The organism is Chryseobacterium sp. T16E-39 (assembly GCF_002216065.1).
In the GTDB taxonomy this organism is placed as follows: domain Bacteria; phylum Bacteroidota; class Bacteroidia; order Flavobacteriales; family Weeksellaceae; genus Chryseobacterium.
In genome coordinates this window covers 1,805,405-1,819,031 of record NZ_CP022282.1, presented here as the reverse complement: position 1 = coordinate 1,819,031, position 13,627 = coordinate 1,805,405, and the positions used below count along the sequence as shown (strand labels likewise).

Sequence of the window (13,627 nt, the reverse complement as noted above, 5' to 3'; positions counted from 1 at the left end):
AACTATGAATATAGAACAGTTTTATCCTTTATTTTCGAAAGCCAATAAAGTGACTATTGACAGCAGAAAAATTGAAAGTAATGATATTTTCTTTGCTTTTTCAGGTGATAATTTCGATGCCGCAACTCTAGCAGAAAAAGCTATTTCGGATGGAGCTTTAGCTGTAATTGTCGAGCGTAAGGATTTTGAAAATACAGCGAGAAATATTTTCTATGTTCCTTCTACATTAGATTTTTTACAAGCTCTTGCTGTGTATCATAGAAACCAGCTGGATATTCCTTTTATAGGGCTTACAGGAAGTAACGGTAAAACCACTACAAAAGAGTTGATTCATGCGGTTCTTTCTGAAAAATATAATGTACAGTATACATACGGTAATCTGAATAATCATATTGGGGTTCCATTGACGATTTTATCTGTTAAGCCCGGTCATGAAATGGCTGTTATAGAAATGGGAGCCAATCATCAAAAAGAAATTGAGCTGCTCTGTACCATCGCTAAACCTGATTATGGTTATATCACAAATTTTGGTAAGGCTCATTTAGAGGGATTTGGTGGTTTTGAAGGGGTTATTAAAGGGAAATCTGAACTATATGATTATTTAAAAGAATATAATAAGACGATTGTTGTCAATGAAAACGACAGTATCCAGGTAGATAAAACCGAAAATTATGAACCAAAAATAACCTTTGGTAAAAAAGACTCTGACTATTATTTTGAGTCCTATTCTGAAGATCATTGTGTTGGACTATCCTATCAAGGTACAAAGGCGTTATCAAAGCTGACAGGTAATTATAATTTTACAAATCTTTGTGCAGCGGTAAGTCTTGGACTGCATTTCGGAATTGACCAGGAGAAAATAAAACATGCTATTGAAAGTTATACACCGACTAATATGCGTTCTCAAATTGTAAAAAAAGAAGGTAAGACTCTCGTTCTGGATACGTATAATGCTAATCCTAGTTCGATGGCTGTCTCCTTATCCAACTTTATAACTTTTGAGGGAAGCAAATCCATTATTATTGGGGATATGCTTGAGCTGGGGGAGGAGAGTATGGTCGAGCATCAGAATATTTTAAAACAAGCTCTTGAACTTGGTTTTGATGAAATTATAACTGTAGGAGGAAACTTTAAAAAAGTAAACCTGACGACATTGTCCTTTGAGAATACTCAGGAACTTATAGAATATCTAAAACTGAACGGAATTCAATCTGACAATATTTTACTGAAAGCCTCGAGAGGTATTTCTTTAGAAAAGGCCCTGGACTTTATTTAGTCTGGGCTTTTCTAAACTCTTTAACGATCAGTTGAATATTTTTAAAAGTATTTGGAAAAACTTCGTTTTCTATTTGATTGGCATCTTTCCATGCCACTTCTGTAATTCCTTCCTCAATCTGTGGCTTTGACGTATCCTTACCATCAAAGTTCATTTCGAACCAGTGCGTACATTTCAGGATCTTTTCTCCATTTCTTTCCACGTAGATATGGTAGGTTGTATTAATGAATTTTACCAGTTCCACATCTGTAAGTCCTGTTTCTTCTTCAATTTCCCTTACTGCAGATTCTTCACGGGATTCCCCTTTTTCCATTTTCCCTTTTGGAAGGTCCCATTTTCCGAGTCTCCTGATGAAAAGCATTTCACCACTTTTATTACTGACCAATCCACCTGCTGCTTCGATGATCCTGAAAAGTCCTTGGAATTCTTTCCAAATTGCATCAATATCATCCCCAAACACATTCAATTCTTTTACAGATGTATTTTCAAGAAGATCTAATGCGATTTCAAAAGTTGTAAAGTTTTCGTACCTAACATTTTTTTCCAGGTTTTCAGACTGTTTAGACAGTAATAATTTTTTTTCGTTCACAAAAACTTTATACATTTGTAGGAATTTAAATACAAAAATAAAAAATGAATTTAGAAGGACGAAAAATTATTGTCAATAAATCATCTAAAGAGTTGGCGGAACTGTTAAAAACACCAGACAACTATAAAGAATTTATGCCGGACGGACTTCAAAAGTTTGAAAGCAGAGAAGATGGATTTAAATTCGGATTACAGGGAATGCCGGAAATCGCTTTAAAAATAGATGAAGTTACAGATGAAAAAGCTGTTTTGAAATCAGCAAGTTCTAGTCTGGATTTTTCATTAACGGCAACTTTAAATCCTCTTAACGAAAATCAAACTGAAGTGCAAATGCTTTTTGAAGGTAAATTCAATCCGTTTATAAAAATGATGGTCGAAAAACCTCTTCAGAATTTTATCAATACTTTGACAGATAAAATAGAAGCTTACAAATAATAAATTAAAACCTTCAGAAATGAAGGTTTTTTTATGCTATAATTCCTGAGCTGTGATCCCTAAAACTCCCCGTTGCAGAAGCTAAGACGTTAACTTCATTATTGAGCCTTAAGATGCCTATAAAAGCAAATATTAATGCTTCTTTGTAATCGATGATCTGTCTCTCTGGGATAACAATTTCACCTTTTGTTTTAGATTTTATTTTTTCAATAAGATAGGTGTTATGAGTTCCTCCACCTGTAAATAAAATATTTTCTAACTTATTTTCATTAATTACCTGGGAAATCTGTTGAGCAATGTGCTCTGTAAAAGTTGCTAGCAAATCAAGAGTTTCTATATTTTCAAATGAAGGGAAAATATTTTCGTTACACCATTCAATGCCAAGCGATTTTGGATAGGGTAGTCTGTAGAATTGAAGTGCGCTAAGATGGTTTAGTAATTGATCGTGGACTTTACCTTCTTTTGCCAGTTCGCCATTTTTATCATATTCCTTACCAAATTTCTGAACAAGCTGGTTAAGAATGATATTAACAGGAACTATATCGAATGCAACCCTTTTTGAGTTACTTTTTAATGATATATTGGAGAATCCGCCCAAATTAATACAGGCATCATATTGGGGGAAAAGAAGCTCATCTCCTATAGGAACCAATGGAGCTCCGTTACCTCCCATAAGTACATCCTGACTTCTGAAATCATAAATTACTGGTAAGCCCGTTTCAAGTTTGATGGCTCTTCCGTCTCCAATCTGCAATGTGAATTTTTTTTGAGGTTGGTGAAAAACCGTATGACCATGAGACGAAATGAGGTCGATATTTTTTAATTGATGAGACTGGATGAATTGGTGAATGGATTTTCCTAAGTAAAATCCATATTCCGCATTAAGCTCCAGTAATTCTTCCGGAGAAAGATAAATAGAGTTTCTAAGTTGGTCTTTCCAATGTTTGGGATAAGGAATTGTTTTCGCTTTCAATATTTGAAAGCTCCATTCCTGTTGTTTTTCAAATTGTACAAAACAAATATCTAAGCCGTCTAAGCTGGTACCTGACATTAAACCTATTGCTCGTACAGTCATTGGGAAAAGTTATTTTTTGGATTCAGATAATTGTTTAGCTGTAAAATCTCCAGAGCTGTTGAATAAAGTATATTCTGAGAAATCATCTTTAGCGGTCATCCCGTTAGCTCCTACAAGTGTTGAACCATCTGTCATTGTTACATATACCGTATCTTTTGTGTAAATGCGGTTTTTTCTTTGATCCCAGTAAATACTTTGCATTGCAAATCTGTGCCCTTCATTACTGGTAATTCTTACATCACCTTTTGCTTCGTAGAATTTTTTATATTCAAAAATTCTTGCATATTTAGCAATGATCTTTCCCGGGATTTTGGGCTTTTTCTTATCAAAAAATTCAATATTGATTCCTCTTTTAGCAACCACATATGGACTGTCTATAAGTTCATATTTTTCAATGATTGGGGCTACTGCTTTTAATGTCACAAATCCAGAGTCTCTCTGAATAATGTGAGCATTATTAATAATCTGTGAGGGGAAATTCTTACTTTGGTTACCATTTCTTTTGGTGAGGTCCTCTTCACACGATGTCAATATAAAAAATATAGCACAACTAAAAAGGCATGCTATATTTTTTTTATATGATAAGTTTTTAAACTTCATTTTAGTTATATAAACTCTTTCTGAACCACTTGTCAGCAAAATTAAATCCTATCCTAAGGTTGATGAAATTCTGGTTGATCAGGTTGTTGTCTAAAGTTCCACGTTTACCAATTTCAACACCCACTTCAAGTCCACTCATCCTTGTAATACTACTCGTTTTAAATGGAAGCATAACCCCCGCAGAAATTCCAAACTTGTTGATATTGTTACTTCCAAGTTTCAGACCCCCTCTTTCGTAGAAAGCTCCGTATCGGTATACAACTCTTGAGAAGTAGTTTCTGAAGTTATTATAGTTAGGTAGGTACCATCCCCCTGCTGATATTCTGTAGGTATCATCAAAGTCAAGTGTTTTTCCAAAATAGGAAATACTTTCACCCTTTTTATAATCTAACTGGCCAGATACGAACCATTGATTTTCGCTACCATATCCCACCCCAAAAGATGCTTGTAGTGGTAAAAGGTTTTTAGAACTTGTACTTTTTTGCTCAATGATTGTTTCATAAGCTTTGATGTCAACACCTGAATAAAAATAACTGCTGTTTTTGTAGTCAGTAGTCATATTACTGGTATTACCAAAAGTAGTCGTTGCTCCGATGGTTAATTTTTTATCAGTACGGGTATTAAGGTGCTGATAACTTCCCCCTAAGGTAAAGTTAAAGTTTTTAATGCTGTTTTTAGTTTCATAGCCATTGATCAACTCTGAATAAGGAGCAGTGGGATTATCCTTGTCATATGGCTGAGAGAACTCATTACGGTCGTAAAGGTTTCCGAAATAATAGTTTGCTCTTACCCCTACAGCAAACTCATTATTCACTTTATAAGATACGGCAACCTGTGCTGTATTTAAAGTTCCACTTCCTTTAAAGTTATTCTGAAAAGTAGAACCATCATCCTGTTTTACTTTACTTTCTATGTCATAACTTTTTGAACTGTAGGGCTGATAGGAAAGTCCCATTTTCACCCTTGACGAGATAGGAAATGCTAGTGAGATATTTGATAAATACGTAGAATGTTTGGTAGACTTCGTATTGTTATAATTCGTTTTGAAATAGTTGTTTTCGTTGGTCGCTTCAAGCTTTATACTTGTCAGTTCGAAATTTGTATTATTTGCTGGATTGGCAAAGTTGAAATTACTTGTGAAGTCACTTATAAAAGCCGTTGAAATGCCACCCATAGAAGCTGTTTCAATCGTATTATCATATTTTACATCTCCGATTCCGTAAGTTGCATATGGTGAATTGCTTATACTTTGCGCATTAAGGAAATACCCAACAGAAATGAATGATAGTACAAAGATTTTTTTCATTCTTTATTTTTAAAATAATGCGCAAATATCTTAAATATTAATGAATTGTAAAAATTTCATGAGGTTAAAGTTTGTTAAGGGGATTTATGTTTAAACGTAAACAAGATTTTTTATTATAAAAATAATTATTAACCGGGGGTTGTTGGCTTTTTTGAGATTAAATTATTCATTCGATATGGAAATAGTCATCATTCACTATGTGAGTTGATTAAGAATAAATCGGAGGATGTATCTCAATGTTTTAAAAGGCGTATTATCAGATTAAGAGAAAAAACTACAGCCAGCTTTCATCGCTGAAAACCGGCTGTAAAAAATTTATGAAGAAGCTTATTTTACCTGTAAAACAGATCTGCTATGGCTAAAAGCTTCAAAACTGAACTTTCCGTGGTATTTTCCCATTCCGGATGTTCCGACACCTCCAAATGGGAGGAAATGTGAGCCAACATGGATAATTGCACTGTTGATTTCAGCATCACCACTTGTTGTGCGACTAAGAACATCATCAGCAAACTCCTGGCTTTCGGAGAAAACGTATAAAGCAAGGGGTTTTGGACGGCTATTGATTTCCTCCAAAGCGTTATCGATATCAGTATACGTCATGATCGGTAAGATCGGACCAAAGATTTCTTGTTGCATCACCTGATCATCCCAGGTTATATTGTCCATTAGTGTAGCTTCAAAATGCCGCGTTTCAAGATCGTATTTACCTCCGTAAATTACTTTGTCCGGCGCGGCTTCTAAATATCCGGCAAGATGTTTAATCTGATTGGGGCTGACGATTTTCCCTATTTTACCCAAAGATCCTTCAGGATATGTAGTCTTTAAATAGGCGATAAACTTATTGACAAAAGTTTCTTTTACAGATTCATGAATATAAATATAATCGGGAGCCACACAGGTTTGTCCGCAATTGATCCACTTTCCGTAGGAGATTCTTGCTACAGCTTTATCTATATCGGCATCTTTATGTACAATCGTTGGCGATTTACCTCCTAATTCAAGTGTAAGCGGAATCAATTGTTCAGCAGCAGCTTTCATCACAATCTTACCGACATTAGGACTTCCTGTAAAGAATATATAATCGAAAGGAAGACTTAATAATAAGGTATTTTCTTCTATAGCACCTTGAAACACTTTGACATAAGATTCATCGAAAGCTTCTTCTATGATCTTTTCAATCACTTTTGCAACGTGGGGAGTGTTTTCAGATGGTTTGATAATGGCGGTATTTCCTGCAATTAACGCTCCGATTAAAGGACTGAACGTAAGCTGTACAGGATAATTGAACGGACCAATGATATAATTTACGCCATAAGGTTCATACATTATTTTACTCACAATTTCAGCTCCGGACGGATGTGGTTTGGATTCTACCGGAGTAGGCTGGGCCCAGTCATCAATATTTTCCAGAAGGTAATCCAGTTCGCTGGATACAATTTGAATTTCTACATATTCTGCTTCTTTCCTGCTTTTTCCCAGGTCGATGTCCAAGGCTTCACAAAGTGCATCCGTATGCCCAAGAAATACCTCACGGAATTTGGTTAGCTGTGCCTTTCTGAATTCAATATTCTTGGTTTGATTGGTTTTAAAAAACGTTTTTTGTTTTTCGAAAACAGTCCTGATTTTTTGTTCTAATTCTGATGTCATTTCTTTCGTGTTAATATTAGTGAGTTCTATGTACCGTTTGTTAAAAACTTAATCTAAATTATTGATTTTTAATTGAAATTTAGACAGATGTTTCTGTATTAATTGGAGAACTCATTATTTGTTACACTTAATTTTACATCAATATTTCCTCTGGTTGCATTAGAATAAGGGCAAACCTGATGTGCTTTTTCAACTAAAGACTGAGCTTCTTCCAAAGAAACCCCGGGAATATTAGCGTGTAAATCCACTGCCAGACCGAAACCTCCATTTTCAATTTGGCCAAGACTTACCTGGGCCGTAACCGTAGTTTCTCCCGTTTTTACTCTGGTTTGTTTAATGACTAAGTTCAAAGCACTGTCAAAACAAGAAGAATATCCTGCCGCAAATAACATTTCCGGATTGGCATAATCTTCATTAGCTCCACCCAGTCCCTTTGGCATTCTTACTTCAAGATCCAATATCCCGTTTTCACTTTTTACGTGTCCGTTTCTTCCTCCTGTGGCAGTTGCGCCAATACGATATAATACTTTCATAATGTCTATACTTGTTATTTAATTATAAAGCAAATGTATTGTTAAAAATTAAATTGCACACAATTTAATTAATGAATTATTTAAATTAGATTATTGATACAGACTATCACCACAGAGAAGTGGCATTCTGAAATTATTTAACAAATAGAGCATGTTAAATTTCGGGGATTTGAAAGAAGATTTTTATCTTTGGAGCATGAATTGGGAGAACATTGCCGGACAAGAAAACCTGAAAAAACTTCTCAGAGACAGTATCGATGAAAACAGAGTAAGCCACGCCCAGCTTTTCATAGGAAAAGAAGGATATGGAACATTTCCATTAGCCCTCGCTTATGCAAAAGAGATCTTACAACGCGAAAATGAGCATGCAGCTTCTAAAGTTGAACATTTGAACCATTTGGATCTGCACTTTAGCTTTCCTGTCTATACAGACAACAAAAACTCTTTAAGTAAAAATAAGTTTGAAGATTTCCGGGAAATGATTCTCGCTTCTCCTTATGCAAGTTATGACGACTGGACGGCTTTTCTGGATTCAGAAAATAAACAGCTTTTTATTTCTGCTGACGAAGTTGATGATCAAAACCAAAAATTCGCTCTGAAAAGTTTTGAAGGGGGAACCAAGATTTTGGTCGTTTGGAGAGCGGATAAAATGAATATTGCTGCCTCTAATAAATTTTTAAAATTTCTTGAGGAGCCTCCGGCTAAAACAATCATTCTGCTTACGGCAGAAAATTCGAATGACATCCTACCAACGATACTTTCAAGAACACAAATTGTCGAAGTTCCAAGGATTAACGATGCGGATATTGAAGGGTATCTAAAGAAAAATTTTTCGGTTTCGGAAGATCAGTCCAGAGAAATAGTTCACGAGGCACAAGGAAACCTGAATGATGCGGTAAAGCTTTTACAATCAGGAAATAAAAACGAAGAATTTGAGCGACTTTTTATTCAGTGGGTAAGAGATGCTTTCCAGGTCAAAAAAAAGCCTGAATTTCTTAAAAATATTATACTTTGGGCGAGGGAAATTGCAGGATGGAACAGAGAAAAACAGAAAAACTTTTTAGACTATTGCTCTGAAATATTCCGTTTGGCGCTGTTGCAGAATTATCAGTCAGAAAGTTTGGTTTATAAAAAAATCGATGCCAATGGTTTCAACTGGGCAGGATTTTCAAAATTTATCAGTGGGGCAAACATTGAAAGTATTTTAGAAGAAATCAGTACTGCCGATCTGCACTTAACGAGAAATGGAAATCCAAAAATTATCTGGACAGATCTTGGAATCAAGTTATCGAGATATATTCACAAAACGACATAATAATGACTAAATAAAAGTCACCACACAGAAAATAGAAAATCCGGTATATTACCGGATTTTTTTGCTTTAAAAGTAAATAACATCTGGTCAATTGCTTACACTTATTTTTAAAGTGAATGCACTTACTAAAAATAGTCCGACACTTACTTATTTTGAGAAAGTGAAAAGCTCTTTTTCATGGTATATTTATTAACGAACGGAAAATCCAATCATTAAAACTAATATTATGAAAAAAATCACAACTTCTTTATTTTTACTTTTCTCAGGTATAACAATGTTTGTATCTGCACAGACTAACGTATGGACAGGGACAGCAACACCCACAACTACTACAAGTGGGAATGTAGGTATTGGTGTTGCAACTCCCGCAGCACGACTAGATATAAGCTCAGGAAGTGCTATTTCTGCTGTGAAAATTAATCATTTTTACAAGCCCTTTCTCGGTTCAAATGTTGCAAATATTGTGGAAATTTATAATCAGGCAACTAATATAATTCCTCCGGTAAATCCGGTATTAATTAACTGGCTCAGTACTGGCGGAACTTTTGGGCTTCTTTCATTATCTAACGCAGCAAATGAAAGCCGTATGATGTATAATGATAATCTGGGAAATGTGAGATCTTCCGGAATTACGATGTATTCCAGTCCTAGCTTTGGGAATGGAACTATTATTAATTCTATAAGAGGAGTAGCTTATTTTAATTTCCTGAACGGTGGGAATGGCTCTTCTACCGGAGGAGTTACTCTTTTAGGAAATGGAAACAATGAACTCTATGTGGACGGACGTTTTCAGGTCGCTCTTGAAGCAAGAGCCCAATCTTTTATCAGTACATCAGACAGAAGACTAAAAGATAATATTAAACCCTTGAAAGAAATTTCAGGCAATCTATTTAACCTAAATACTTATTCTTATACTTTTAAGCCTAAAAAAGATTTAGAAAGCAGAGCTGATACTAGAGTGCATTTTGGTCTTATTGCACAAGAAGTAGAAAAGGAATTTCCTAATTTAGTTAGTATAGATGAGAAAGGAAACTATGCACTTAATTATATTGAAATAATACCATTATTACTCAATGAATTAAAAGACCAGAAAAGCGAAATAAAAGAACTGAAATCTAAGATGGATGAAATGGAAGCTAAAATCAATGCTATTTCAAGTAAGGGTACCTCTTATGAAATGGTAAAAACTACCGGATCTTTTTCTCTTGAACAGAATGTTCCCAATCCTTTTAATCAGGAAACAGTAATACGATTTAATGTCAATGATAATAACGCAGCTATTGGGGTGTATGATCTGAGTGGCAGACAAATGGAACTGATACCCATAAAAAAAGGAGAAAAACAAATTACGCTTTCTGCAAGGACTTTATCTCCGGGAACCTACCTTTATAATCTTGTTGTAAATGGTAAAACAGTAGATTCAAAGAAAATGATTGTGACCAATTAACAGGGTAAAACTAATACCATAAATCAGACAACTTCCTGCTATGCTGGAAGTTGTTTTTTTATAGAGTTTAGTCAGATCGTTTTAGCCATTTTAGTCTTTTAAATAGAATTTTTTCTTTTTAAGCCGTGTGATTTTTATCTGAAAAAATTAATGCTAACGATCGTTTCATGGTTTAAATATAAACTATTTCGTAATATTTTGTAATTTTAATTAGCTTAAAAGTATTAATTTTCAGTAAGTTATAATTAAGATAGATTAAAAATATATTAAATAATCAATCAATCGTTTGATTCATATGAAAACTTGTGTAAATTTGCAGCCTGAAAAATTAACAGTGACATGATTTCAAAAGAAGAAAATATATTATTTGCCGCAGAAAAGCTTTTTGCAGAAAAAGGTTTTGACGGGACTTCTACAAGAGAAATCTCTAAGGCAGCAAATGTAAATATCTCCATGATTTCTTATTATTTCGGTTCAAAAGAGAAATTATATGAAAAATTGGTTGAATACAGAATGAATGAAGGTCAGTTTTTTTCAAAAGACATTTTGGAGAGAACAGATATCAATGAATGGGAAAAAATTGAAAAGATAGTAGATGAATTTTCAGGGAAAGTGAAAAATAATAAATGCTTTTACAGGATCATGCAACGTGAGCAGCTCCATGCGGAGAATCCACAAATTGTAGAATTCTTAAAGCAAACAAAAATGGGTTTTCTTTCCATGTATTCACAGATATTGAAAAGTGGTTTGGAAAAAGGTATTTTCACTAAAAATCCTCTTATATACTTATTACACACAACGGTAAGCGGAACGTTGTTTTATGCATCCAATGCTAAGGAAATGTATAAGGAGTTCCTGAATGATACCGATGATGAAGAAACTTTTGATGAAAAATATTACAAAGAACTTAATAAACATATAAAATATTTACTAAAAGACCTTTTGGGTTATGAACAAAATAAATAATTCAGTTATTGCACTTGCTCTATTTGTAGGAATTGCAAACATAAATGCTCAGGAGAAAAAACAACTCAGCCTTGATGAAGCTGTTCAGTTGGGAATCCAAAATAGCAAGAATCTTAAGATCGATGCTGCTAAAATAGAAGAGGCAACCGCAGATCTTTTGGAAGCAAAGAATAAGCAACTTCCCGATTTGAAAATCTCAGGGCAGTACATGCGTTTAACGAATGCAAAAGTTGATGTGAAGTTTTTGAATGAATCAGGATCAGGTGGAGGCGGATCGATGGCATCCCCAAAATCTGTATTTCTGGGGCAGGCAAATCTTTCAATGCCGTTGTATGCTGGTGGAAGAATCAGATACGGGATTGAATCTGCAAAATATCTTGTGGAAGCATCAAAACTAAGTACTGAAAACGATAAAATAGCTATTGCTTATAACGTTGCACAGGCTTATAATAACTTGTTTAAAGCGAACCAATCTATAAAAGTTCTGGAGGAAAACCTTACGGCTTCTCAAAAAAGAGATGAAACATTTCTTAAATTGGAAAATAATGGGGTGATTGCAAGAAACGACCGTTTAAAAGCCAATCTTCAAACTTCAGATCTTGAATTGCAATTATTGGATGCTAAAAACAATTACAATATTGCTAATCTCAATATGGATTTATTATTAGGTCTTCCTGAAACCACTGAGATAGAAGTTGATCCTAATTATATTGACGAAAGTCAGGATGCCAAACCTGTAGATTATTACATGAATGAGGCTCAGCAAAATCGTAAAGACCTGCAGGCCTTAAGTCAACAAAGAAGAGCAGCACAACTAGGAACCAAAGCAGCAAAAGCTGAATACTATCCTACAGTAGCTTTAACCGGAGGTTATATTGCAGTGGATGCACCGAAATTCCTAACCGTCTATAATGCAGTGAATGTTGGATTGGGAATACAATATAATCTGGCTAATCTTTGGAAGCAAAATTCATCTTTAAGACAGTCTCAGGCTAAAGAAAAGCAATTGGAAGCAAATAATGAATTATTAAATGACAATATCAAACTTGACGTCAACAGAGAATTTTTAAATACAAATTATTCTAAACAAAGAATTGCCGTTTTTGAAAAGTCAGCAGTTCAGGCCAATGAAAACTATAGAATTACAAAAAATAAGTTTGACAATGGTTTGGCAACAATGACAGAACTTTTAGATGCAGATGCAGCTCAGATTTCAGCCAATGTTGGAGTAATTAATGCAAAAGCAGATGCAGCACTTGCGTACAGAAAACTATTACAAACTACAGGAACTTTAACAATTAAATAAAAGAATAATACCGCAATGGAAAATAATAAAACAGAACAAATAGAGAACATAGAACCAAAAAAGAAAAAAAGTTTAGTTTTTCCTATCATTTTAGCCGTTGTATTGATCGGAGGTGGGATTTACGGATACAGAACTTACACTTACGGACAGGTTCACGAAGAAACTGATGATGCACAAATTGCTTCTAATCTAAGCCCGGTTATTTCTAAGGTTTCAGGATATGTAACACAAATAAAAGTAAAAGATAACCAGCTGGTAAAGAAAGGGGATACTTTGGTTATTTTGGATAACAGAGATCAGAAAATGGCTTTGAGCCAAGCTGAAGCCGCTTTATCTACAGCAAAAAGTAATATATCAACTGCACAGGCATCTACAACCGCTTCTTCCAAAAATATTGGAAGCTCTGAAGCTGCAGTAGCTACGGCTAATGCCCAGATAGAGGCCGCTAAAGTAAATGTTTGGAAAACAGGTCAGGATTTAAAAAGATACAGTGTTCTTGTAAAAGACCATTCGATTACTGAACAACAGTACGAACAGGCTTTAGCAGCAAAACAGTCTGCTGACAGACAATTACAGGTTCTGGTAGATCAGAGAAATCAGATTGCTCAGCAAACGGGTATTGCTTCTTCTCAAACTGAAGCTACTTCTCAACAAATTGGAGTTGCGAATTCTGTAGCTAAACAAAGAGAAGTAGATGTTGAAAATGCAAGATTAAATCTTTCATATACCGTAATTACAGCTTCTGAAGATGGATTCGTTGGAAAAGTTCCTATTCAGGTTGGACAGTATTTACAGGCAGGAGCTCAATTATTCAGTTTGGTAAAGAATGACCAAAAATGGGTAGTTGCCAATTTTAAAGAAACTCAGGTTGATAAAATGGTAGAAGGGCAAAAAGTGAAAATTGAAATTGATGCTTTCCCTGATCAGGAATTTGAAGGGGTAGTAAGCTCTTTCTCTCCTGCAACGGGAGCTACATTCTCTATCCTGCCTCCAGATAATGCAAGTGGTAACTTCGTAAAAGTGGTACAAAGACTTCCCGTAAAAATTGACTTTGTAAAACTAGATCCGAATATCGCTAAAAAACTGAGAACAGGAATGAATGTGAAAGCTGAAGTTTCGTTAAAATAAAATAT

13 protein-coding genes are annotated in these 13,627 nt (G+C 34.7%); 7 read left to right on the top strand and 6 right to left on the bottom strand.

Going from position 1 to position 13,627, the window contains the following annotated elements; translation table 11 throughout:
* The first annotated feature begins 4 nt into the window (after positions 1 to 4).
* Positions 5 to 1,276 carry a UDP-N-acetylmuramoyl-tripeptide--D-alanyl-D-alanine ligase gene (locus CEY12_RS08225; protein WP_089027238.1) on the top strand — a complete coding sequence of 424 codons (1,272 nt, stop codon included), beginning with the start codon at positions 5 to 7 and terminating at the stop codon, positions 1,274 to 1,276.
* Here the strand turns inward: CEY12_RS08225 and CEY12_RS08220 are convergent.
* Positions 1,269 to 1,880: an NUDIX hydrolase gene (locus tag CEY12_RS08220; RefSeq protein WP_089027237.1), complete on the bottom strand. Its 612-nt coding sequence runs from the start codon at positions 1,878 to 1,880 to the stop codon at positions 1,269 to 1,271. The genes CEY12_RS08225 and CEY12_RS08220 overlap by 8 nt on opposite strands.
* Positions 1,881 to 1,909: 29 nt before the next feature.
* Here CEY12_RS08220 and CEY12_RS08215 point away from each other — a divergent pair, with 29 nt between their 5' ends.
* Positions 1,910 to 2,299 (top strand): orotate phosphoribosyltransferase, encoded by a 390-nt coding sequence (locus tag CEY12_RS08215; protein ID WP_089027236.1) that lies wholly within the window; start codon positions 1,910 to 1,912, stop codon positions 2,297 to 2,299.
* Positions 2,300 to 2,330: 31 nt separating this feature from the next.
* Here the strand turns inward: CEY12_RS08215 and CEY12_RS08210 are convergent, their stop codons facing one another.
* The 5 genes from CEY12_RS08210 to CEY12_RS08190 all read right to left on the bottom strand — a co-directional run bounded on the left by CEY12_RS08210 (position 2,331) and on the right by CEY12_RS08190 (position 7,460).
* On the bottom strand, positions 2,331 to 3,374 hold the full coding sequence (locus tag CEY12_RS08210) for an anhydro-N-acetylmuramic acid kinase (RefSeq protein WP_089027235.1): 1,044 nt from the start codon (positions 3,372 to 3,374) through the stop codon (positions 2,331 to 2,333).
* A 9-nt stretch (positions 3,375 to 3,383) separates the two neighbouring features.
* Positions 3,384 to 3,974 carry an LPS export ABC transporter periplasmic protein LptC gene (gene lptC / locus CEY12_RS08205; RefSeq protein WP_089027234.1) on the bottom strand — a complete coding sequence of 197 codons (591 nt, stop codon included), beginning with the start codon at positions 3,972 to 3,974 and terminating at the stop codon, positions 3,384 to 3,386.
* Between the two features lies 1 nt (position 3,975).
* The gene (locus tag CEY12_RS08200) at positions 3,976 to 5,280 is read right to left on the bottom strand and encodes a hypothetical protein (protein ID WP_089027233.1); all 1,305 of its coding nucleotides are present in this window, start codon (positions 5,278 to 5,280) and stop codon (positions 3,976 to 3,978) included.
* Between the two features lie 327 nt (positions 5,281 to 5,607).
* A complete protein-coding gene (gene mdlD, locus CEY12_RS08195) occupies positions 5,608 to 6,927 on the bottom strand; it encodes an NAD(P)-dependent benzaldehyde dehydrogenase MdlD (protein WP_089027232.1) in 1,320 nt (439 codons plus the stop codon).
* A 98-nt stretch (positions 6,928 to 7,025) separates the two neighbouring features.
* Positions 7,026 to 7,460, bottom strand: coding sequence for an organic hydroperoxide resistance protein (locus tag CEY12_RS08190; protein ID WP_089027231.1), 435 nt, complete (start codon positions 7,458 to 7,460; stop codon positions 7,026 to 7,028).
* A gap of 196 nt (positions 7,461 to 7,656) precedes the next feature.
* On the opposite strand from CEY12_RS08190, the gene CEY12_RS08185 reads away from it, so the two are divergent.
* The 5 genes from CEY12_RS08185 (at position 7,657) to CEY12_RS08165 (ending at position 13,622) form a co-directional block, all read left to right on the top strand.
* On the top strand, positions 7,657 to 8,775 hold the full coding sequence (locus CEY12_RS08185; RefSeq protein ID WP_089029821.1) for an ATP-binding protein: 1,119 nt from the start codon (positions 7,657 to 7,659) through the stop codon (positions 8,773 to 8,775).
* Positions 8,776 to 9,001: 226 nt separating this feature from the next.
* Positions 9,002 to 10,222, top strand: a complete 1,221-nt coding sequence (locus CEY12_RS08180) for a tail fiber domain-containing protein (RefSeq protein ID WP_089027230.1) — start codon at positions 9,002 to 9,004, stop codon at positions 10,220 to 10,222.
* A gap of 339 nt (positions 10,223 to 10,561) precedes the next feature.
* The gene (locus CEY12_RS08175) at positions 10,562 to 11,188 is read left to right on the top strand and encodes a TetR/AcrR family transcriptional regulator (protein WP_089027229.1); all 627 of its coding nucleotides are present in this window, start codon (positions 10,562 to 10,564) and stop codon (positions 11,186 to 11,188) included.
* Positions 11,172 to 12,494 carry a TolC family protein gene (locus tag CEY12_RS08170; RefSeq protein ID WP_089027228.1) on the top strand — a complete coding sequence of 441 codons (1,323 nt, stop codon included), beginning with the start codon at positions 11,172 to 11,174 and terminating at the stop codon, positions 12,492 to 12,494. The genes CEY12_RS08175 and CEY12_RS08170 overlap by 17 nt, the downstream gene beginning before the upstream one ends.
* 15 nt (positions 12,495 to 12,509) lie before the next feature.
* A complete protein-coding gene (locus CEY12_RS08165) occupies positions 12,510 to 13,622 on the top strand; it encodes an HlyD family secretion protein (RefSeq protein ID WP_089027227.1) in 1,113 nt (370 codons plus the stop codon).
* Positions 13,623 to 13,627 lie beyond the last annotated feature (5 nt).

What these genes read in the sequence shown, in the direction of transcription:
- CEY12_RS08225 (WP_089027238.1), top strand. Translation starts at nt 5, where the DNA reads ATGAATATAGAACAGTTTTATCCTTTATTTTCGAAAGCCAATAAAGTG.
- CEY12_RS08220 (WP_089027237.1), bottom strand. Translation starts at nt 1,880, where the DNA reads ATGTATAAAGTTTTTGTGAACGAAAAAAAATTATTACTGTCTAAACAG.
- CEY12_RS08215 (WP_089027236.1), top strand. Translation starts at nt 1,910, where the DNA reads ATGAATTTAGAAGGACGAAAAATTATTGTCAATAAATCATCTAAAGAG.
- CEY12_RS08210 (WP_089027235.1), bottom strand. Translation starts at nt 3,374, where the DNA reads ATGACTGTACGAGCAATAGGTTTAATGTCAGGTACCAGCTTAGACGGC.
- lptC (WP_089027234.1), bottom strand. Translation starts at nt 3,974, where the DNA reads ATGAAGTTTAAAAACTTATCATATAAAAAAAATATAGCATGCCTTTTT.
- CEY12_RS08200 (WP_089027233.1), bottom strand. Translation starts at nt 5,280, where the DNA reads ATGAAAAAAATCTTTGTACTATCATTCATTTCTGTTGGGTATTTCCTT.
- mdlD (WP_089027232.1), bottom strand. Translation starts at nt 6,927, where the DNA reads ATGACATCAGAATTAGAACAAAAAATCAGGACTGTTTTCGAAAAACAA.
- CEY12_RS08190 (WP_089027231.1), bottom strand. Translation starts at nt 7,460, where the DNA reads ATGAAAGTATTATATCGTATTGGCGCAACTGCCACAGGAGGAAGAAAC.
- CEY12_RS08185 (WP_089029821.1), top strand. Translation starts at nt 7,657, where the DNA reads ATGAATTGGGAGAACATTGCCGGACAAGAAAACCTGAAAAAACTTCTC.
- CEY12_RS08180 (WP_089027230.1), top strand. Translation starts at nt 9,002, where the DNA reads ATGAAAAAAATCACAACTTCTTTATTTTTACTTTTCTCAGGTATAACA.
- CEY12_RS08175 (WP_089027229.1), top strand. Translation starts at nt 10,562, where the DNA reads ATGATTTCAAAAGAAGAAAATATATTATTTGCCGCAGAAAAGCTTTTT.
- CEY12_RS08170 (WP_089027228.1), top strand. Translation starts at nt 11,172, where the DNA reads ATGAACAAAATAAATAATTCAGTTATTGCACTTGCTCTATTTGTAGGA.
- CEY12_RS08165 (WP_089027227.1), top strand. Translation starts at nt 12,510, where the DNA reads ATGGAAAATAATAAAACAGAACAAATAGAGAACATAGAACCAAAAAAG.